The sequence below is a fragment of the Thermococcus kodakarensis KOD1 genome, from assembly GCF_000009965.1.
Classification (GTDB): Archaea; Methanobacteriota_B; Thermococci; order Thermococcales; family Thermococcaceae; genus Thermococcus; species Thermococcus kodakarensis.
On the sequence record NC_006624.1, the window covers coordinates 1099866 to 1119685 of the forward strand.

21 protein-coding genes are annotated in these 19820 nt (G+C 51.3%); 7 read left to right on the top strand and 14 right to left on the bottom strand.

What is annotated here, in order from left to right; genetic code table 11:
• The first annotated feature begins 3 nt into the window (after positions 1-3).
• Positions 4-1071, top strand: a complete 1068-nt coding sequence (locus tag TK_RS06210) for an SPOUT family RNA methylase (protein ID WP_011250208.1) — start codon at positions 4-6, stop codon at positions 1069-1071.
• 81 nt (positions 1072-1152) lie between these two features.
• On the opposite strand, the gene TK_RS06215 is transcribed toward TK_RS06210, so the two are convergent.
• The 6 genes from TK_RS06215 to TK_RS06240 form a co-directional block, all read right to left on the bottom strand.
• Positions 1153-1872, bottom strand: coding sequence for a DUF92 domain-containing protein (locus tag TK_RS06215; protein WP_048053841.1), 720 nt, complete (start codon positions 1870-1872; stop codon positions 1153-1155).
• A gap of 75 nt (positions 1873-1947) precedes the next feature.
• Positions 1948-2397 carry an Lrp/AsnC family transcriptional regulator gene (locus TK_RS06220; RefSeq protein WP_048053714.1) on the bottom strand — a complete coding sequence of 150 codons (450 nt, stop codon included), beginning with the start codon at positions 2395-2397 and terminating at the stop codon, positions 1948-1950.
• A gap of 191 nt (positions 2398-2588) precedes the next feature.
• A complete protein-coding gene (locus tag TK_RS06225; RefSeq protein WP_011250211.1) occupies positions 2589-2873 on the bottom strand; it encodes a MazG nucleotide pyrophosphohydrolase domain-containing protein in 285 nt (94 codons plus the stop codon).
• Positions 2866-3258, bottom strand: a complete 393-nt coding sequence (locus TK_RS06230) for an ArsR/SmtB family transcription factor (protein WP_332370041.1) — start codon at positions 3256-3258, stop codon at positions 2866-2868. The genes TK_RS06225 and TK_RS06230 overlap by 8 nt, the downstream gene beginning before the upstream one ends.
• A 52-nt stretch (positions 3259-3310) precedes the next feature.
• Positions 3311-3682: a Mov34/MPN/PAD-1 family protein gene (locus TK_RS06235; protein WP_011250213.1), complete on the bottom strand. Its 372-nt coding sequence runs from the start codon at positions 3680-3682 to the stop codon at positions 3311-3313.
• Positions 3683-3752: 70 nt separating this feature from the next.
• Entirely contained in the window at positions 3753-4541 is a 789-nt protein-coding gene (locus TK_RS06240; protein ID WP_011250214.1) for a DUF2666 domain-containing protein, read from the bottom strand.
• A 123-nt stretch (positions 4542-4664) separates the two neighbouring features.
• On the opposite strand from TK_RS06240, the gene lonB reads away from it, so the two are divergent.
• Positions 4665-6572 carry an ATP-dependent protease LonB gene (lonB, locus tag TK_RS06245; protein ID WP_011250215.1) on the top strand — a complete coding sequence of 636 codons (1908 nt, stop codon included), beginning with the start codon at positions 4665-4667 and terminating at the stop codon, positions 6570-6572.
• Between the two features lie 13 nt (positions 6573-6585).
• Here lonB and TK_RS12120 read toward each other — a convergent pair whose 3' ends face one another.
• The 4 genes from TK_RS12120 to TK_RS06265 form a co-directional block, all read right to left on the bottom strand.
• Positions 6586-6750 (bottom strand): hypothetical protein, encoded by a 165-nt coding sequence (locus TK_RS12120; protein ID WP_048053715.1) that lies wholly within the window; start codon positions 6748-6750, stop codon positions 6586-6588.
• 15 nt (positions 6751-6765) lie between these two features.
• Entirely contained in the window at positions 6766-7344 is a 579-nt protein-coding gene (locus tag TK_RS06255; protein ID WP_011250217.1) for a CBS domain-containing protein, read from the bottom strand.
• Between the two features lie 259 nt (positions 7345-7603).
• Entirely contained in the window at positions 7604-8470 is an 867-nt protein-coding gene (locus tag TK_RS06260) for a DMT family transporter (protein WP_011250218.1), read from the bottom strand.
• Between the two features lie 168 nt (positions 8471-8638).
• Complete coding sequence (locus tag TK_RS06265; protein WP_011250219.1) at positions 8639-10321, bottom strand: hypothetical protein; 1683 nt, start codon at positions 10319-10321, stop codon at positions 8639-8641.
• A 114-nt stretch (positions 10322-10435) separates the two neighbouring features.
• On the opposite strand from TK_RS06265, the gene TK_RS06270 reads away from it, so the two are divergent.
• Entirely contained in the window at positions 10436-11899 is a 1464-nt protein-coding gene (locus tag TK_RS06270; protein ID WP_011250220.1) for a DHH family phosphoesterase, read from the top strand.
• Between the two features lie 42 nt (positions 11900-11941).
• On the opposite strand, the gene TK_RS06275 is transcribed toward TK_RS06270, so the two are convergent.
• The 3 genes from TK_RS06275 to TK_RS06290 all read right to left on the bottom strand — a co-directional run bounded on the left by TK_RS06275 (position 11942) and on the right by TK_RS06290 (position 13339).
• Positions 11942-12151, bottom strand: a complete 210-nt coding sequence (locus TK_RS06275; protein WP_011250221.1) for a PRC-barrel domain-containing protein — start codon at positions 12149-12151, stop codon at positions 11942-11944.
• Positions 12152-12169: 18 nt separating this feature from the next.
• The gene (locus TK_RS06280; RefSeq protein ID WP_143598690.1) at positions 12170-12490 is read right to left on the bottom strand and encodes a hypothetical protein; all 321 of its coding nucleotides are present in this window, start codon (positions 12488-12490) and stop codon (positions 12170-12172) included.
• Positions 12491-12703: 213 nt separating this feature from the next.
• Positions 12704-13339, bottom strand: coding sequence for a DUF120 domain-containing protein (locus tag TK_RS06290; RefSeq protein WP_011250223.1), 636 nt, complete (start codon positions 13337-13339; stop codon positions 12704-12706).
• Between the two features lie 208 nt (positions 13340-13547).
• Here TK_RS06290 and TK_RS06295 point away from each other — a divergent pair, with 208 nt between their 5' ends.
• The 4 genes from TK_RS06295 to TK_RS06310 all read left to right on the top strand — a co-directional run bounded on the left by TK_RS06295 (position 13548) and on the right by TK_RS06310 (position 18110).
• Positions 13548-14297, top strand: coding sequence for a class I SAM-dependent methyltransferase (locus TK_RS06295; protein WP_011250224.1), 750 nt, complete (start codon positions 13548-13550; stop codon positions 14295-14297).
• Positions 14298-14495: 198 nt separating this feature from the next.
• Entirely contained in the window at positions 14496-17162 is a 2667-nt protein-coding gene (locus tag TK_RS06300) for a valine--tRNA ligase (protein ID WP_011250225.1), read from the top strand.
• A gap of 81 nt (positions 17163-17243) precedes the next feature.
• Positions 17244-17654, top strand: a complete 411-nt coding sequence (locus TK_RS06305) for a YhbY family RNA-binding protein (protein WP_011250226.1) — start codon at positions 17244-17246, stop codon at positions 17652-17654.
• Positions 17655-17657: 3 nt separating this feature from the next.
• Positions 17658-18110: a 30S ribosomal protein S19e gene (locus TK_RS06310; RefSeq protein ID WP_011250227.1), complete on the top strand. Its 453-nt coding sequence runs from the start codon at positions 17658-17660 to the stop codon at positions 18108-18110.
• Positions 18111-18166: 56 nt separating this feature from the next.
• Here TK_RS06310 and TK_RS06315 read toward each other — a convergent pair whose 3' ends face one another.
• Positions 18167-19702, bottom strand: coding sequence for a hypothetical protein (locus TK_RS06315; RefSeq protein WP_052273629.1), 1536 nt, complete (start codon positions 19700-19702; stop codon positions 18167-18169).
• Positions 19703-19820 lie beyond the last annotated feature (118 nt).

Consider the following 19820-nt stretch of genomic DNA (forward strand, 5'->3'; position numbering starts at 1 on the left):
ACCTTGAAGTTTCTCGTCAAGACTCAGAGGGGCATGGAGTCCGTTGCTGGGAACTACATCCGAGAAGCCCTTCCCAACGCTGAAGTCTGGGCTTCTCCCATGGGTTATTCGGGTCTTGTAATAGTTGAAACCAACGATGAGAACGCGGAGGAGAAAATCCTTGAGATACCTGAAGTGGAGCGCGTTATACCCGTCCTCGTCGAGACGAATGCGGAGCTGAAGGAGATAGAGAAAGCCGCCGATGAAATAGCCAGTCTCATAAGTAAAGATGAAACCTTCGCCGTCAAGACCAAGAGGCGCGGAAAGCACGACTTTTCGAGCATCGATGTCAACCGCGTTTTAGGTGCGAGGATCAAGGAGATAACCGATGCGGACGTGAACCTGAGCTGGCCCGACAAGGTGGTCCAGGTTGAGATAATAGGGGATAGGGCGTATATCTCGGTTCTTCCAGGGGAGGAATACCGAAAATACACTCCAGACAAGTTCGACGCCAGGAAGCTCTTTTCCAAGGTTACCCTTGTCCAGATGCCCTACTGGGGCGATTACAAGGCCTGCAGGAAGTTCGGTGAGAAGATCGGCAGGGCGGCCCAGGCCTTTGAGGTCAAAGAACTCATCATAGCACCTAAGGAGAAAATGGACGCCTACGAGCTGATGGAGTTTCTCAGGGGCATCAAGATAGGACAAGAAAGCAGGTACCAGATACAGAGGGAGGCCTATCCCTGGAAGGTTGAGAAGGTTCCCGTGTCTGTGTGGGATCTCTACCAGGTCGTTAGGGACAAGAGAAGGAACAAAAGACTCCTGATAATCACTGATCCTAAGGGGCCTACTTTAGCAGAGGTCAAAGAGAAACTGGCAAAGGACATGCACTACGCCAAGGAAGTAGTCATATTCATTGGTTCGCGGGAAGGCATCCCGAGGGGCCTCTTCAGGTTTGCCGATTACGTGGTTGACCTAGCACCTTACATGACGTTTGCGACCGAGCACGGCATACCAGCGACGCTGGTCTCCCTCTGGGAGGTTTATGAAGAGTTCCTCAGGAAGAGTGAAGAAAAAGCCGAGGACTCTTCCTGATCTTTTTATCTAAATCGGCGTCAGACCCTAAGGTCGTCCTCACCGCTCGGGAATCCGCCGTAGTCATCATCCGCCGGAGTCTTATAACATCTCAAGAGCGTAGAAGAGAGCAGCACCGATTAGACCGCCAAGAAGGCTTGCCAGAAAGTTAGTGGAGTTGTTGTCAGTGATTCCCTTCTCCTCAAGGGTCGCTCCAATGAGACTGTCCAGATTCACGCCAACGAAACCGCCAATTGTGACTGCGAGTAACATTTTCCAGGTGTGAGTGGTCAGCGGGAGAGCGAAGGGGGCTATCATCAAAGCACCGATGAGGGCTATAACCTCACCCTGGACTGATACGGCACCATTCGTTCCGGGATTAACGGGTTTCAAGTTGGTTATTAGCCTAGGCTTCCTACCGAGGACTTTTCCAAGCTCGCTCGCGAGAGTATCTCCGTTCACCGTGGCTATTGAGGCAAAAGTTGCCGCCCAGAAGATATCTTCTTTAACAGCAGCTTCCACCAGGAGAAAGATCAGCACAGCCAGACCGTTTCCGAGAACGTTGCCGATGCTTCTTGTGCCGTTGTTTGACTGGGCGAGGCCTTTCTTAACTTTTTCTCCATACCGATACTTCGTGGCCAGAACTCCGAGGATAAGGAAGGTCAAAAGTGCCAGAAACGTCCACGTTCCACCAAGCACAAGAACACCTAAGCCCAAAAGGGCCGCGGCTATCGAGCCCTTGGCATCTAAGGCTCGGGAGCGATATGCCAGGACCCCGAGGAGGAGCACCGTGATTATATCAGCAATGATGTTCAAAGTCATCACCGTCATCTTGGTAGTGCTCTGAAGAAGGTTTATTACTTTTTCCCCATTTTGAAAATAGAAGGAGAACAGAGACTAGAGGGTCTCAAATTTGATTGTCTCAGTGATGAACGTTACGTCCATGTGGTCTATCGCGGGAACTTTCTTGGATATCTCAGAGATTATCCTTTCAAGCTCCCTCATGTCCTTGGGCCCAATTACGTGGATCACAAGGTTGTGGGAGCCAAGTGCACGCTGGATCACCTTGACGTGTTCGTCTTCCTTAAGGGCCTCTATGGCATCCTTGACATTTGCACCGGGCTTCAGAGTAATACCGAGGACAACGTGAACGTAACCGAGAGCATCATAATCGGGTATCACGGTGTACTTTAAAATTACACCGCTCTGCTCAAGGCGGTTCATCCTGCGGGAGATTCTCTGCCTTGTCGTGCCGAGAAGCTCGGCGAGCTCCTTGTATGTGAGGCGAGCGTTCTTTGAGAGAAGCTTAAGGATGCGAAGGTCAACGGGATTTATTTTATCCGCCATCACAGCCACCCCCTAACGTTTGTTTGAGTTGTTTACAAATGCATATAAAAATGTTTCGTTTTTGGATGTACTTCGGCATAATCCAGTTATTGATGGGTCGCCAAAAATCGCGGTTATTGCAGCATTAAACGTTCAAAAGTGTTATAATTGCGGGAGCTTACTACAGAAATACGATAATAAAAATAAAACCATCAGCTTCGCAAATCTCTCTTTCGGTATTTAAGCACGGTACTGTCAAGGGCCTGGAAGGCGTCAATTCCATAGTGGTTGGCTATACATAGGAGGGCGTAGAGAACGTCGCCGAGCTCCTCTTCAAGTTTCTCTTTCCCCCCATGTCCCTTAATGCCCTCAAAAGCAAGCATGGCATCGGCGAGTTCACCGACCTCCTCCACCAGCGCCGCGAGCATCTGGAAAGGGGGCCAGTAGCCCCCCTGCCTCTGGATCAGCTCATCGACCTTCCTCTGAAGTTCATTCATACCCAACGAGCACCCCTTCAACTTTCTTCAAGAGCTCTTCAATCCTCTCTGTGTTGGCCTTATAGAAGCGCATCCTACCTTCTCTGCGCTCCTTCACAAGGTCGAGCGTCTTCAGGGTGCGGAGGTGGTGGCTTATGAGGGTCTGGTCCTCACCGAGGACTTCAGAGAGCAGGCACACACAGAGCCAGTTGTCGCGGGTGAGCTTCAGAATCTTGAGCCTTATCGGGTTGGACAGGGCCTTTAAGAACTCAATGATTTCTCTATCAACTTCAGGCTCAAGCTCCGCTTCCATCTCGGGAAGTCCGCATTTCTCGTAGCACTTGAAGACGCTCTTTTTGGGCCTTTCGGGGAGTTTCTCCACTATGTCCCTTACCTTCATGTTCATCACCGAGGAAAATCCGACGAATCCCTAAATAAATCTTTTTCACATGAAATATTCAATCAATGATCTCAATAAGGACCTCCTCCCCCGAGGATGTGTATGCCCTCACATCGTCCTCGGTAAAGGGCCAGGGAATTATCAGGTGGACTCCCCCGAACTTTGAAAAGAACCTCAGATCGGCCTCAGAGGGCCAGAATGCTGGAGAGGGATGGGAGTGAACGGTTCCCTTTATGCTCTCGTCCAGAGGGAGCATCCAGTGGTTAAAAAATACCGAGTTTCTGCCGGGATACTGGTTGGGAGCTATCAGAACCTCCTCAAAAATTCCGTCCTTCTCCCTCAAAAAGCCAGCAAACTCGTTAGGATAGGCACTCCTGGCCAACTGAAGAAGGTATTCCAGAAGCTCCCTGCGGATTTTTATCGTTCTCATGGACGGCACCTCAAAAGGGAAAAGGTCAGCGAAGCGAAGAGTCATCACCGCTCAGGTGTCCTCGGCGTCATCACGCCTTCTCAAGGTACTTCTCGAGGCTCTTGGACGGGACGTCCAGAGGAAGTCCTATCTTCTCAAGGGCCACGCGAAGAGCGTAGACCCTCGCGTGCTCAAGGAACGGTTCATCGGCGTAGGCGGAAGGCTCGAACGCCTCGTAGGCTTCCACAACCTTCGGGATGTCGGACTTTTTAACCTTTTTGAACGCCGAGAACTCACCCTCTATACCCTCAACGTCTATGTGCGCATACGCGGGAAGCTTTAGGGTGACCGTCTCGTTGATGCTGGCCAAAAGCCTCGCAACGTCAAGCAGGGGCGTTTTCTCATCTATGATGAGCCTCTTGACGACTATCCACTTTCCGTGCTTGGCAGTAAAGTTCACGTGGTCTTCTTCATACGGAAATTCTACCTCAACTCCAGTAAGCTCACCTTCAGGGTAGTTGATGGGAACAACACCTTCGAGCGTCATCCTGACGAGAACTGCCTTTGCAGCATCAACCAAGAGCTTTTTCAGCTTTTTGTCGTTCTCTCTGACCAGTCCGCCCAGTTTCCTCGATGTTCCAGGGGACTTGAGCGCGACTATTGTGTCGCTGAGGGTGTCTTTCCTGACTTCTTCTGCCAGTTTTCTTATGCCATCTATGTCTATCTTTTCCCCCATGTAGCCGGGTATCCTGGAGTTCACAGAGTTCGCTATTCCTGCAAGGAAGTGGGCAACGTTCTCATCCTCAAGCTCCGTGAGCTTCTTGGCGACCCGCCAGTCGTTATGCTTTGCTGTGAATGCAACGTGCTCCTCTATCCTCATGCTCTCACCGAAGGGAGTTTTGACGTTGGGCTTTTAGCTTTTTTGTGGCGCTGCCCATACCCTCAAAAAAGGTTATAAATCGGGTCAATCCACTCAGTCCTAGAGCTGAGAGAGGGAAGAAAGATGGACGAGGAGTCCACCAAGGAGAGGCTGATTCCCCGCGAGTACGGAGAAAGTCTTGATCTAGGAATCGATTTCAAGACCACCGAAGAAATCCCGGTACCGGAAAAGCTCATCGATCAGGTCATCGGTCAGGAACACGCAGTTGAGGTCATAAAGACGGCCGCAAACCAGAGGAGGCACGTTCTCCTCATAGGCGAGCCTGGAACTGGTAAGTCAATGCTCGGCCAAGCAATGGCGGAGCTCCTTCCAACGGAGAACCTTGAGGACATCCTGGTCTTTCCGAATCCCGAAGACGAGAACATGCCAAAAATAAAGACTGTTCCAGCATGCCAGGGAAGGCGTATCGTGGAGAACTACCGCAGAAAAGCAAAGGAACAGGAAGGAATCAAGAACTACCTCCTCATGTTCGTCATATTCACGGTGATACTGGCAATCATCATGGAGCCAACGGCCACCACACTCCTAATGGGAATGTTCGTGGTGCTCCTCAGCATGATGGTGCTCTCCAACATGCGCTTCAGGAACACGGTTCTTGTGCCAAAGTTACTCGTTGACAACTGTGGAAGGAAGAAGGCTCCCTTCGTTGACGCCACAGGAGCGCACGCTGGAGCACTGCTCGGTGACGTCAGGCACGACCCCTTCCAGAGCGGTGGTCTGGGAACGCCCGCCCACGAGCGCGTTGAGCCGGGCATGATACACCGCGCCCACAAAGGCGTCCTGTTCATAGACGAGATAGCAACGCTCTCACTCAAAATGCAGCAGAGCCTCCTCACGGCGATGCAGGAGAAGAAGTTCCCAATAACCGGTCAGAGCGAGATGTCGAGCGGTGCGATGGTGAGGACGGAGCCTGTCCCATGTGACTTCATCCTAGTTGCCGCCGGAAACCTGGACACCATAGACAAGATGCACCCGGCTTTACGCTCCCGTATCAGGGGCTACGGTTACGAGGTCTACATGAGGACAACGATGCCAGACACCATTGAGAACAGGAGAAAGCTCGTCCAGTTCGTCGCTCAGGAAGTCAAGAGGGACGGCAAGATACCACACTTCACAAGGGAAGCCGTTGAGGAGATAGTGAGAGAGGCCCAGAAGAGGGCGGGAAGGAAGGGCCACCTCACGCTCCGCCTCAGGGATCTCGGTGGTATAGTCAGGGCGGCTGGAGACATAGCCATCAAAAAGGGCAAGAAGTACGTTGAGAGAGAAGACGTCCTTGAGGCAATGAGAATGGCAAAACCGCTGGAGAAACAGCTCGCCGACTGGTACATAGAGAACAAGAAGGAGTACCAGGTCATAAAGACCGAGGGCGGTGAGATAGGCAGGGTAAACGGTCTCGCAGTTATAGGCGAGCAGAGCGGTATAGTCCTGCCGATAGAGGCCGTCGTTGCCCCCGCGGCCAGCAAGGAGGAGGGCAAAATCATAGTCACCGGAAAGCTCGGTGAGATAGCAAAGGAAGCTGTCCAGAACGTCTCGGCAATAATCAAGCGCTACAAGGGTGAGGACATCAGCAGGTACGACATCCACGTCCAGTTCCTCCAGACTTATGAAGGCGTCGAAGGTGACTCGGCGAGCATAAGTGTAGCAACGGCCGTTATCTCGGCCCTCGAAAACATACCGATAAGGCAGGACGTTGCGATGACAGGCTCCCTCAGTGTCCGTGGAGAAGTGCTCCCAATAGGTGGGGCGACACCGAAGATAGAGGCTGCCATAGAGGCGGGCATAAAGAAGGTCATAATACCCAAGGCCAACGAGAAGGACGTGTTCCTGAGTCCCGACAAAGCAGAGAAGATTGAAATCTACCCGGTCGAGACCATAGACCAGGTGCTGGAAATAGCACTCCAGGACGGGCCGGAGAAGGACGAGCTTCTCAGGAGAATACGCGAGGCCCTTCCGCTTTACGGGTCTTCCTAACTTCTTTGGGGTTTCATTTTCTTTCCTTGAACCTTAGAACGAAGAAGAGAACTACCATGAAAACCGTTACGACCTCGCTGACCTCAAAGGGCAGGATGCCGACGACTCCCAGTGTATAGAGAACTGCCAGAAGAATTACAATGACAAGAAGAATGCGATAGGCCTGTTTTTTCTCCACTTCAGACACCTTCCATTACTCCCTAGATAGAGTCTTTCCGAGTCTGAACAGATCAACCCTAGTTATTATGCCAACGATCTTTCCGGCCTTATCCTGAACAAGAACTGCAGGGTGATCCTCAAGGAGGTACTTGACAACCTCAAGGTCTTCATCCTCGTTAACGATTGGGAAAGGTTCTTCCATGACTTCCACAACCTTGTGCCCGTAAATGTCGTCGTACTCAAGGCTCTGGCGCACGAGCGTCCTCTCGGTGATTGAACCAACGACCTTGTTTCCAGAGATGACGGGAATCTGGGATATGTTGTGTTCATTCATAAGTCTGATAACCTTCTCCACGCTATCGTAGGGCTTGACCGATATGACTGGAGATGACATGACATCCCTGGCCTTCGGCTGGGCCTTTTTGCACTCAAGGAGGGCCTGGAGAATTCGGTTGAGGGTCGAGAGCCTCGGGTCAACCTTCCCGGCTTCAAGCTTGGCTATGTAGGCCTGAGTCACTCCAGCCTTCTTCGCAAGCTCTTCCTGTGTTATGCCAAGCTCCTTGCGGATTTTCCTGATCTCCCTGGGGTCTATGGGCCGGGGTATGGTCACCATCAATAACCACCAGTTATTGGACGGTGGTGGGTATTATAAGGCTTTCTTGAGAAGGGCATCGAAATGTGGGCCGGGTACAGAGGCCCGCGGTCACTGCTCCCGCGGGTGGATGCTCCCGGCCCTGTGGGCTCGGCGTGAGCACGCTCCGCTCACGGAACCCGATACCTTGCGGAGGCGGTTGTACCGAGCCCTGCGAGGAGACTGACTGTCCCCTCGCTGTCGGCGTTGTAATGTAGTCAGAGAAGTTTAAAAACATAGCTCAACCTGTGGAGATTAAGATAATGCCCGCAACCGCAAGGGCAAGCCCCTCGAATATTCTCCTGTTGGGTTTCTCACCGAGGAGGAGCACAGCCAGAAGTGATGATATAATCGGGTTTATCGCCGAAACGGGCGCCGCTATCGGGGAACCAACGCTTGAGACGGAGTACACAAAGAGGTACTGGCCGAGAATAAGTCCGAGCACAGCGGCACCGCTTATCGTTAGAAATTCTCCGATGGTAATGCTCCTGATTTCTCCATAGTATTTCGGAAGAAGGATTGAGATGCCAATTGCCGCAAACATCATTCTAATGCCGGCGAGTTGGAGTACGGGGACATCGGAGCTCAGGTAGTCCAGCAGGGTTATTGCCACACTCCAGGATATCGGTGCCAACAGGGCGTATATAAAACCGAGTCCATCAACTTGCTCCTCTTCTTCTGCCCTTCTGACTATTATTATGGCAGTTACAACAAGCAGGGCCCCGATAACCACCTGGGGACTGACTTTTCTGTCCAAAAAGAGAACAGCCCACAGTATTGCCCAGAGTGGGTATGTGGAGGTAATCGGTACAGTCCTCGACACTCCCATCCTTTTTAAGGCAGAGAAGTAGAAGTAATCGCCGATTACGAAACCGAACTGGGCGGAGATGAACGCCACTAGAAGAAGCCTTGGGGAAAGTCTAAAAACCCCCATATTGTTTGTAGCGAGGAAAATTACCAGGAAGGTCAGTGCCGCAACGTAGAGCCGCAGAATATTCGCACTTATAGGAGACAGCCTTTTTAAGCCCATTCTCACAAGGATAGTCGCTGACGCCCATGAAAACGCCGAAACCAGTGCCGCAAGGATTCCAATTATCAATGAGTTCATGGTGCTCACTTGAAGAGACGCCTTAAAAAATTATTGGCTTAGCGTTTAGATGTTCGTAGAAGAGATGTTTTATTAGCCCCTCCCGAAGAGCAATTTGAAGTGATGAGCCAGGCTAGGCTGACCTTAGGGATGATGAGGATCTTGAGTGCTGAACAAAAAAGGAATGAGTCAGCGGAGGATTATGTTGAGCTTCCTCAACCTGATTGAGACGCTGTACTCGCTGGACACCTCTTTGATAACCCTGTTTATGGTCTCTGCAACATCCTGCTTTATTTTTTCGTCCGAGATTCCCGAGTATGCACCGAAGAGACCTCCAACTTCTTCCTTTGCGAAGCTGGCCTCTATATCAACATACACAGTGGAACCCTGAACCTCGTGGTTGAGCTTTAACCACTTAAAGGTAGCACGGGGCACAAGTTTCAGCTCCGCGTGAATTCTGGCTTTAAGGGTTTCAATCGCCGGCTCAATCCTGCTCTTAAGAAGCGTCTGTTCCGCTTCCTTTTTCTTTTCTTCGGTGAGGAACGCGAGCTCGTCTATTCCTGCCTCCTGGAGAAGCTTTTCCACTTCTTTCTCAAGGAGTTCTTTCTTTGCCAGGATTTCTGAGGCCTTCGCTGACGTTGGTTTCACGGAGGGCTTAGTAGGCACAACACCTTCAGGACGAATCACCTCAACAGTGACGGTGTGAATTGAAATGTAGCGCTCTATGGCCTTAGAGAGCTCACGAGCATGGCGAGCCAGCACGGCTCTAACAGCTCTCTCTGCAGTGTCCTTATCGTATTCTCCCTTCACAGCAATGGAGAGGTTTATCTCAAACTCTCTTCTTCCTTTTATATCGAAGTACGCACTCTCCACCAGCATTCCCGAGGTTTCAATTTCCCTGATAACAGTCTTGGCAAAGTTACTGAAATACGGCCACATATCCTCGAGTACTGACAGCCGGATTTTCTTGCTCTTATCTATGTAGTCAGTTCTCTTTTTGTCCTTTTCAGTGATTTCCCTGGGTCTGGCTTCTTCACCGTCGAGAACTACTCTTATATCCTTGAGACGGGGTTTGTACTCAGAGACCCTGAATATTATTGGGGCGTTCTTGCTCACTATGTGGAAAATCCTTCTCTCCGAAATCTCTATATCCCTGCGGTTTTTGCTTTCCGAGCTTCCGTATACGGTAACGTTGAGATCAACAACCCCTCCCTCTGCATTGCCGGTGAATTCAATCTTTTTTATTTTGATACCGCGGATTTTTTCAGAGTCCCTCTGTATGGCCTCAGCGTATTTCATAAAGGCCTCCTCGGGGATTTTCTCACCCCTGAGCTTTATGGAAATCTCAGGCCCAGTTGTTGTCTCCGCTTTCTTGGGTGCAATCTCTGGGAGTTTCTCAGCTTTCTTGGGGGCGGTCCGTTCCCTTTCAGGAGCGGCTGCCTTTGTAGGCTGAGGCTTTTCAACTATCCCAACTTTTGGCTCCTCACTAATCTCTTCAAAGAGCTCGTTGATGGGCACTTTTGGGGTTTCTGAGTATGTCTCAAGGTTTTCCGCTATAGCAAGCTTTAGTTCAATTTCATCTAACGAATAAACATCAACGATCATTGGCTTGTCGAGGAGAGCCTTGAATAGCTCGACTGTCTTGTCACCGCTGTATCTCTCTTTTGTATCTACCACAATACCTTCAGCCGCAAGGACTTTACTGCTGTCAAGCAGGAGTGTTATGTAATATTTGTTACGGCTATCCTTAGAGAATATCTTCAAGAATACCCCACTTCCTTGAGAGAGGGCCTCTTGGATTAAATTACTCAGTTCCATTTTAGAGGTAACGACCGCGTTCTCTACCATGGGAGTCTTTGTTGGAAGCTCCATGGGCACCACCATTAGCTATATATATTGCCTCGCCAACAGAACCAAATGGCAAATTCACTTCATAGTGTACCAGGGTAACTATTTAAACATTATTGTCCGACTAGGGTGATGCTGATGAGGATACTAATACTTGGAGGGGGCATCCTGGGGCGTCTGATAGCAGAGGCACTCCGCGGTGAATTTGAGGTTACTATCATAGAGAAAGACGAGCTAAGAGCTCAAACTCTGAGCGAAGGCGGGTTAAATGTAGTCCACGGAGACTTCTCATACACTGCCACACTACTGAAGGCAGGCATCGACAAAGCGGACCTGCTCGTAATAACTACGATGGATCTCGAAACCATCAAAAAAACTGTTTATGTCGTGAGAAGCAACAGCAAGAACATCCCAATCGTTACAGTTTTACCCGATGGCACAACTATTGAGAGCATTAAAGAGGACTTAAAAGCCTCTTTCGAGGCCGATTTAAACATTGACTACGCAATAACCCCCATGGATGCCATTAGGGATGCCCTCCTGGCTGTCATACACCGCATTGGTGAAAAGAAGAACCTGAACCTTCTCCTCAAAAAGTTAAGGGAGCTTAGAGAGTCCGCCGATACACTGGGAATAATAATGCACGACAACCCGGATCCAGATTCAATAGCGAGCGCCACGGCCCTGGCAGCTATTGCCCAGACTCTCGGGTTTAAAACAAAGATTTTCCACGGTGGTGAGATAACCCACCACGAAAACAGAGCTTTCATAAACCTACTTGGAATTGAACTCACCAAAGTTTCACGGGGATCGTATGAGATAAAGAGGATGCCTTTCCTTGCCCTCGTTGACTGCCAGCCAAACGGCAATCTGACCATTCTCGAAGAAGCTGACCTTGAGAGAATCAAGATAGTGATAGACCACCACCAGGTTCTCCAGCATTTGAGTGAGTTATTGCCCGAAGATGCGTTCACGGATATCCGTCCAGAAGTAAATTCGGCATCCTCTATCCTTGTAGAGTACCTCAGGGGCATGAACTATCCTTTGACTCCGGCTTTAGCTACCGCCCTATTCTACGGAATATACGTGGACACAAAGAAGTTCTCCAAGCTCAGCCCGGTTGATTTAAAAGCTATCGAGTTCCTCGCAGGAAAGGTCGATTATGAGATTCTCGATAAAATAGAGCACCCCGACATAAGCACCGAAACAGCTGAAATACTCGCGAGGGCAATACTGAACCGCAGGATGTACAAGAACGTCGTTATCAGCAACGTTGGCTTCATAAAGAACAGAGACGCCCTGGCAGAAGCGGCGGACTTCCTCCTTAGGCTGGAAGGGATAACAACAGTTCTGGTCTTTGGCATAGTTGAGGACTACATAGAGATGTCGGCCAGGACTCGGGATGTCCGCGTTAACATAGGGAAAGTCATGAAAGAGGCATTTGGGGAAATCGGCAGCGGTGGCGGCCATGCCCGCGCAGGGGGCGCAAGAATTCCGCTCGGACTTTTCAAGCTGGCCAAAGACAAGAACTCCCTCCTTAGGCTCGCAGAGGAAGCTATAACGGAAAAATTCCTTGAGGCACTGAACATAAAGGAAGGCTAAAGGAAGAGAGAACAACCCTTTTCATTTATTTGATTCCAAGGATCACTCCTCTTTTGCCCTTACGAGTATTATATCCCCAATGGCAGTAACGCGGTCGTAGGGAACCCCAACTTTTTCACCAGGAAGCACAAGTGCCAGCACCCTGCCGCAGCCCTGGTCTATCTCTATTAGAACCTCATCAACGTAACCGACGTAGTTGCCCTTTGTATTATATATCTGCTTGCCGTATATTGCTGAAAGCCTCATCACCATTGCAATCACCAGGGCAGGTTAGCAATGGACGTATTTAAACGTTGTCTTTTGGAATGCCCCTAAACCCCATCGCATCATAGAACCCAACACCAAGAAGAGCGCCACACGTCCACTACTCTTTATCACCGAGAAGAGGCCGCCCTCGACCCCCTGAAAAGGCTCAAAACTCCTGAATAAAAAGAGAACAACCGCAAATCCGCCCGCATAATTGGAAAAACCCAACAGTGCATCGTTTAAATCGGAGGGCTTTATCACAAAGGCAGCCATCAAAGCCAGAACCGCAAGAATGTAGTCAAAGCTTTTCACTCCGCCCCCATAAGCCCAGGAAAGTACGAGCACGGCAGTGAAAACCACCCCCCATTAAGGAAGCCGCGGGAGCGACCCTAAATCCCGCTGGCCCGAGGTACATCCCAAGCACAACACCCACAGCCGCACCCAGAAGTATGGAGTAGGCCATGTAATCCCTGCTTGCAGCGTATCCAAAGAAAACAACCAAGAATCCAAAAAGGCCCCCCAACCCAGAGTAGGCCAGAACAGCGTTCAACCTTGCGTTCATTGGATTACCTCAAGTCTTACCCTGTCCCCGTCCTTAAGCTTCAGCGCCTCCCTCAAATTCACCGGTGCAATTATCTCGGCTATCCTGGGGGGATGTATGGTTCGAGAAGGAACGACTATAGCCCCCTTGATCCCACCTATCATAACGGGATACGCCTTAACATCACCAAAAGTCCGGCCATCTTTGACGAAGCCAGGGATTATTACCGGCCTAATATTGCAAACTGCATCAAGCACAGTCTTGGGAAACAGAATTTTAACGTTCAAAGTGCCTGGAAACGGCTTAAATCCAAGGTACTCCTCGATAAGGGGTTCGTACTGCCTTACATAATAAGCACCTTCCCCAAGTCCCGACACGACTTCACCCACTATCACTCCCTTTGATAGTGCGTTTGATATTTTGTCGCAGATATCCTGAAGGAAATCTAGACCCTTTGGGAGAATCTCAATATATGTTCTCCTTCCCTCCGTCTTTCGCTCTATCAGTCCCTCATCCTCAAGCTCCGCAAGGAGACGGAGAACAGTCTGGGGGGACGTATTAAGGGCATCAGCAAGTTCTCTTATCGTAATTCGAACGGGTCGTCCTATCGCGTTTCTCTCAGATAATTCGATGAGCATCAATATTTTCTTCATTCTTCTGCCACCGCCACAACCTCTGTTGTTACGTTTTAAAATGTTTCGTAACAACCTAGCTCCAAAGTTAGATGTTATCCATGAGCATGTATTTTTTCTCTGATCACATGACCATCATAGTATTCAGCAAAAAGAAAAGCGGATTTGGACTTAGATCTGAGGGTGAAAATTTAATATTCGAACTATCCTTCACCTCTTGGTGGTCTACGTGCACGAGCTCTACACGGTGCTAGCTGAATACTACGACACAATCTACAAAAGTAGAGCCGAGAGGGTTAAGGAAGAGATTGACTTCGTCGAGGAAATCTTTAGGGAGGACGCGAAGAGAGAGGTAAAGCGCGTTCTCGACCTGGCCTGCGGGACTGGGATCCCAACGCTCGAACTTGCCGAGAGGGGCTACGAGGTCCTCGGTCTCGACCTGCACGAGGAGATGTTGAGGGTTGCGAGGCGGAAGGCAGAGGCTCGGGGTTTGAACGTCAAGTTCATCCGGGGCAACGCCCTGGATATAAGCTTTGAGGAAGAGTTCGACGCTGTTACGATGTTCTTCTCTTCAATCATGTATTTCGATGATTCTGCAATTCGGGAATTATTTAATTCTGTAAGGAGGACGCTGAGGCCAGGAGGGGTCTTCATAGCTGACTTCCCATGCTGGTTCTACGGCGGGAACGATGGCCCGATAGTGTGGGACGAAAGGAGGGGAGATGAAAGGCTCGTGATAACCGACTGGCGGGAGGTTGAGCCGGCCGTTCAAAAGCTCCGCTTCAAGAGACTCGTGCAAATAATCATGCCGAACGGAGAGACAAAGGCGTTTTTCGTCGATGACGAACTCAATATCTACACGCCGAGGGAGATGAGGCTTCTGGCAGAGCAGTACTTCAGCGAGGTCAAAATCTACGGGAACCTGAGGAGGGACATCGCCCCCAGCGACAGGAGGTACTGGCTGGTGGCCGTGAAGTGACCCAAACTTTTTTAAATACGCTGGCCATTTCTATACCCTGGTGGTGCCTATCGTCCACCGTAACACCTATTTCAACCCCTGAATTCCAGGCGTTCCGCCCTTCTGGGTTAGCTCAAGCTCTGGCACCACCGCGGCTAAGGTTTTTAAAAGGCCCTTCTGAGGTTATCCCATCTTCAGAAAAACCAAAGGGTGATGCCCATGCTTCCTAAAAACTACGACCCCAACGAGATTGAGCCCAAGTGGCAGAAGTTCTGGCTCGATGAGAAGATATACAAGTACGAGCTCGACGAAAAGAAGCCGAGCTACGCGATTGATACGCCCCCACCGTTCACGAGCGGAACGCTCCACCTCGGCCACGTTCTCAGCCACACCTGGATCGACATCATAGCCAGATACAAGAGGATGACCGGCTACAACGTGCTCTTCCCGCAGGGCTTCGACAACCACGGCCTTCCAACAGAGCTGAAGGTCGAGAAGGAGTTCGGCATAAGCAAGGACCAGCCAGAGAAGTTCCTCCAGAAGTGTATCGAATGGACCTGGCAGGCCATAGAGGCGATGAGGAACCAGTTCATAAGGATAGGCTATTCCGCCGACTGGGACCTCGAGTACCACACGATGGACGACTGGTACAAGGCAGCTGTCCAGAAGTCCCTCATCGAGTTCTACAAGAAGGGAATGCTCTACCAGGCGGAGCACCCAGTCTATTGGTGCCCGCGCTGCAGGACGAGTCTTGCCAAGGCAGAGGTCGGCTATGTGGAAGAGGATGGCTTCCTCTACTACATCAAGCTCCCGCTCGCCGATGGAAGCGGTCACGTGCCGATAGCCACCACCAGGCCAGAACTCATGCCCGCCTGTGTGGCAGTTTTCGTCCACCCTGAGGACGAGCGCTACAAGCATGTTGTCGGCAAGAAAGTGAAGCTCCCGATATTCGAGAGGGAAGTTCCCGTTCTGGCCGACGAGGACGTTGACCCGAGCTTTGGAACTGGTGCTGTCTACAACTGTACCTACGGCGACGAGCAGGACGTCGTCTGGCAGAAGCGCTACAACCTTCCGGTCATCATAGCTATCAACGAGGACGGAACGATGAACGAGAACGCCGGGCCCTATGCAGGGCTTAAGACAGAGGAAGCCAGGAAGAAGATAGCCGAAGACCTTGAAAAGATGGGTCTCCTCTACAAGAAGGAGAAGATAAGGCACAGGGTCCTCCGCCACACCGAGAGGAGCTCCTGTATGGCTCCCATCGAGCTCCTGCCGAAGAAGCAGTGGTTCATCAAGGTGAAAGATTTCACGGATGAAATCGTCAAGGTTGCCGAGCAGATAAACTGGTACCCACCGGACATGTTCCTCCGCCTGAAGGACTGGGCGGAGTCAATGGACTGGGACTGGGTCATCAGCAGGCAGAGGGTCTTTGGAACGCCGATACCATTCTGGGTCTGCGATAACGGCGAGATAATCCTGCCGAACGAGGAAGATCTGCCAGTTGACCCGCGCTTTGAGAAGCCCCCGAGGAAGTGCTCCGACGGGAGCGAGCCAAAGCCTGTAACTGACGTCCTCGACTGCTGGGTCGACTCGAGCATAACCCCGCTCATAATCACCAAGTGGCACGAGGCCATTAAGGGCGACGAAGAGGGTAAGAAGTGGTTCGAGCACAACTTCCCAACGGCTCTGAGGCCGCAGGGAACGGACATCATAAGAACGTGGGCGTTCTACACAATATTCAGAACGTGGGTTCTCACCGGCGAGAAGCCCTGGCACGACATCCTCATCAACGGTATGGTCGCCGGACCGGACGGAAGGAAGATGAGCAAGAGCTATGGCAACGTGGTTGCCCCGGACGAGGTCATTCCAAAGTACGGCGCTGACGCTCTAAGGCTCTGGACGGCTTTAGCGCCGCCCGGAGAGGACCACCCGTTCAAATGGGAGACCGTTGACTACAACTACCGCTTCCTCCAGAAGGTCTGGAACATCTATCGCTTCGCCGAGAGGCACCTTGAGAACTTTGACCCGGCGAGCGCCCCAGAAGAGCTCGAACCGCTCGACCGCTGGATACTCAGCAGGCTCCACAGGCTTATCAAGTTCGCGACCGAGGAGATGGAGAAGTACCGCTTCAACCTCCTCACCAGGGAGCTGATAACCTTCGTCTGGCACGAGGTCGCGGATGACTACATTGAGATGATCAAGTACAGGCTCTACGGCGACGACGAGGAGAGCAAGCTGAAGGCGAAGGCTGCCCTCTACGAGCTGCTCTACAACGTGATGCTCCTGCTGGCCCCGTTCGTGCCGCACATCACGGAGGAGCTCTACCAGAACCTCTTCCGCGAGAGGATTGGAGCCAAGAGCGTCCACCTACTCGAGTGGCCGAAGTACAGCGAGGCCAGGATTGACGAGGAGGCTGAAAAGCTCGGAGAGCTCGCTCGCGAGATCGTCGGCGCCATGAGACGCTACAAGAACAGCCACGGCCTCTCGCTCAACGCCAAGCTCAAGCACGTGGCAATCTACACCACCGATTCCTACGAGGTGCTCAAGACCATAGAGAAAGACATAGCTGGAACCATGAACATCGAGAAGCTTGAGATAATCAAGGGCGAGCCCGAGCTTGAAGAGAGGATAATCGAGATAAAGCCGAACTTCAAGACGGTAGGACCGCGCTATGGAAAGCTCGTGCCGAAGATCACCGCCTACCTCAAAGAGAACGCGGAAGAGGTGGCAAAGGCACTCAAGGAGAGCGGAAAGATCGAGTTCGAGGTCGATGGCCAGAAGGTAGAACTTACCAAGGACGACATCGTGCTCAGGAAGGCCGTCTTCAGCGAGGGAGAAGAGGTCGAGACGGCGGTCGTTGGAGACGCTGTGATACTCTTCTTCTGAGCTTGCCTTCTTTACATTTCCTTGTTACCCAGGGTCAACCTTTTTAAAGCCATTTCCAAAGAGGGTGGAAGGTGAGAGACTATGAAGAGACTACCTGGTAGCGTGAGAAGAGCCATCCGCGCGAGATACTATGACATAGAGCCGCGAGCGTGGATTGGGAAGAAAGGGTTAGCCGAGAGTGTCATCGAGGAGATAAACACCCAGCTTGAAAAGGATGGGATCCTGAAAGTTGAGATAAGGAAGGGCGCGCTCATCTCAACCGGAATGGACAGAAAAGCCATAGCAGAGAGGGTCGCGGAGCTCACCGACAGCGAGCTTATAGACGTCAGGGGCAAAAGGTTTATATTGTTCAAACCGAGGGAAGGCTGGGAAAGGTATTTAAGGCGCCTTGAAAGAAAGGCGTCCGCTGAGAGGCGGGAGGAGAAACCCGTCCAGAAAGTCAGGCTCGATATCGCTAACTTCAGAAAGAAGTTTAAGAAGGGGAGGGATTGAAAGATGGCGACTGTCTATGACGTTCCCGGTGACCTGCTCGTCGAGAGGGTTGCCAAGGCTCTGAAGGAGGTTCCCGAGATAAAGCCGCCCGAGTGGGCCCCGTTCGTCAAGACCGGAAGGCACAAGGAGAGACTTCCCGAGCAGGAGGACTGGTGGTACTACCGCGTTGCCAGCGTCTTCAGGAAGGTCTACATTGATGGCCCGGTCGGAATCGAGAGGCTCAGGACTTGGTACGGCGGCAGGAAGAACCGCGGCCACGCTCCGGAGCACTTCTACAAGGCCGGCGGAAGCATCATCAGGAAGGCACTCCAGCAGCTTGAGGCCGCTGGCTTCGTCCAGAAGGTTCCGGGCGAGGGAAGAATCGTTACCCCGAAGGGCCAGAGCTTCCTCGACAAGATCGCCACAGAGCTCAAGAAGGAGCTTGAGGAGCAGATTCCCGAGCTCAAGAAGTACTGAGCTCTCTTCTCATATGTTTTTTGAGAGTCCAAGTACTGAATTTGGATAGCTCATGCTCATCTAGTTTCCAACCTCCAGAGAATTATGCCAACCAGAATCACAGCTACCACCGCTAGAACCGATATCTTAGGGATGTTCTCTCTCATTCCCGTGTTTAGATCTGAGCAAAGCGGGAGGCCGAGCACGCTAAGGGGTTCATAATACGGTGGGACGATGTAGGCATCTCTCCAGGTGATAAGGAGAAACGTGTTGTTACCCACGACAACGGCTTCGGTTTTATCCGCAAGGGCGTAGCTAATGGGTATCCTTCTGCCGTTGTTTATGATGAATGCAGTATTATTCTCGTGATCAATTTGAAGGGTTCCAGTTTCGTTATTCGGGATGTATTCGCCATTCACGGGAATATATCTAGGGGGGATCAGGTTCTTTCCCAGCTCCCTCTCATCCGTCGTGTTGAAGATTTTGAAGCCCTCATCGGTCAGCTCGTAGGCAGTGAAGCCCTCGGTAGTGGTCCCGTTCTGTCGTATCTCCCACAAGAAGGCAACAAGGGGGTGGTCGTTCTTTCTGTAAACTTGAACCCAAACGTGATGGTACACGTTTTCATCTTCCTGGTAGTCCAGCCAGTAGTAGGTTTTCCTCGGGGTTTCAACGGTGTAGTTTCTCCAGGAGAGGGTTCCGTTTCCCAGGAGGACGTAGGAATCGTTGTATTCAGCGATGGGGAGACCATCTATATAGAGGGCTTCTCTGCACTTTCCGCTAACCCTGTACACAACTGGAAGGTTGTACATCCTGAACGAGACCACCCACTCGTTTTTCTCCCACGACCAGAAACCGTAGAGGGACTTCAGCGGTCTCGACGAGTACGCCAACTTTAGCACTTCCTTTGTGATGTCCCTCTTCGTGCCGTTTGCGATCAAGAAATACCTCGTGGGAGTGTATTCCGGAAGGAAAGAGAGCGGCTCGTACCTGATTCCATCCTCAACCGCAATATCGAAGGGCGCTTTAACCTCAGGAATGTGGAATCCCTCAGGGGTCTCGTTTTTAAGCTCGAAGTCTCCGTTGTGGTAGAGGTAGTAAACGGTAGTGTTCGGAAAGATCATATCTACGCGGGCCCACAGGCGGTTTTTGTTGTCCAGTCCGAGGTTGACCCACGCGTAGGGGGTAATGCCCGCGTTCTCGGGGGCTATCGTGTCCCTCGCCTCCCACGAGAGGCCCCACTCCCCGGTAACGTTCAGTGTTTTTGGGTCGAGCCTGAAAACGCTGTCGCTGGCTGAGTGAGGAACACTCCCATAGTTAACAACGAGAAAAATGCTCCCGTTGTAGAACAGAAAATCGCGGGCATAGCCGACGTAATTGGGGAGCACCGGCCTTAGGGTTATGGGAACACTTCCGTTGTACACCCCCATGTAGAGTTCGTCGTACGGGTAAGAGTAGATAAGGGTTAGGTTTCCGGCATTGGCAACCTCCAGAGTGTCCACAATGGATAAAAAGTCTCCATCTTCGTATGGCAGCTCCTCCGCTTCAAGCTTCCATGTTAGATCTTGGAATTCGCTCCCATTGTACGCAAAAAGCCCGTCGTTCTCAACAAGCAACTGGTGACAGCTTTCACACCAGGCTGTACTGTAGGCACTCACGCAGGGCGATGAGAGTACAATCAAAACAGATATGAGAGCGAGTAATTTTCTATAGTGATTCATTTTAATCACCACA

Coding starts and splice junctions, on each gene's coding strand:
- TK_RS06260 (WP_011250218.1), bottom strand. CDS start 8,470: ATGAACTCATTGATAATTGGAATCCTTGCGGCACTGGTTTCGGCGTTT.
- TK_RS06300 (WP_011250225.1), top strand. CDS start 14,496: ATGCTTCCTAAAAACTACGACCCCAACGAGATTGAGCCCAAGTGGCAG.
- TK_RS06230 (WP_332370041.1), bottom strand. CDS start 3,258: ATGAACATGAAGGTAAGGGACATAGTGGAGAAACTCCCCGAAAGGCCC.
- TK_RS06305 (WP_011250226.1), top strand. CDS start 17,244: ATGAAGAGACTACCTGGTAGCGTGAGAAGAGCCATCCGCGCGAGATAC.
- TK_RS06215 (WP_048053841.1), bottom strand. CDS start 1,872: ATGACTTTGAACATCATTGCTGATATAATCACGGTGCTCCTCCTCGGG.
- TK_RS06310 (WP_011250227.1), top strand. CDS start 17,658: ATGGCGACTGTCTATGACGTTCCCGGTGACCTGCTCGTCGAGAGGGTT.
- TK_RS06255 (WP_011250217.1), bottom strand. CDS start 7,344: ATGGTGACCATACCCCGGCCCATAGACCCCAGGGAGATCAGGAAAATC.
- TK_RS06275 (WP_011250221.1), bottom strand. CDS start 12,151: ATGGTGATGAGGCTTTCAGCAATATACGGCAAGCAGATATATAATACA.
- TK_RS06270 (WP_011250220.1), top strand. CDS start 10,436: ATGAGGATACTAATACTTGGAGGGGGCATCCTGGGGCGTCTGATAGCA.
- TK_RS06265 (WP_011250219.1), bottom strand. CDS start 10,321: ATGGAGCTTCCAACAAAGACTCCCATGGTAGAGAACGCGGTCGTTACC.
- TK_RS06240 (WP_011250214.1), bottom strand. CDS start 4,541: ATGAGGATAGAGGAGCACGTTGCATTCACAGCAAAGCATAACGACTGG.
- TK_RS06290 (WP_011250223.1), bottom strand. CDS start 13,339: ATGAAGAAAATATTGATGCTCATCGAATTATCTGAGAGAAACGCGATA.
- TK_RS06235 (WP_011250213.1), bottom strand. CDS start 3,682: ATGAGAACGATAAAAATCCGCAGGGAGCTTCTGGAATACCTTCTTCAG.
- TK_RS06220 (WP_048053714.1), bottom strand. CDS start 2,397: ATGGCGGATAAAATAAATCCCGTTGACCTTCGCATCCTTAAGCTTCTC.
- TK_RS06225 (WP_011250211.1), bottom strand. CDS start 2,873: ATGAATGAACTTCAGAGGAAGGTCGATGAGCTGATCCAGAGGCAGGGG.
- lonB (WP_011250215.1), top strand. CDS start 4,665: ATGGACGAGGAGTCCACCAAGGAGAGGCTGATTCCCCGCGAGTACGGA.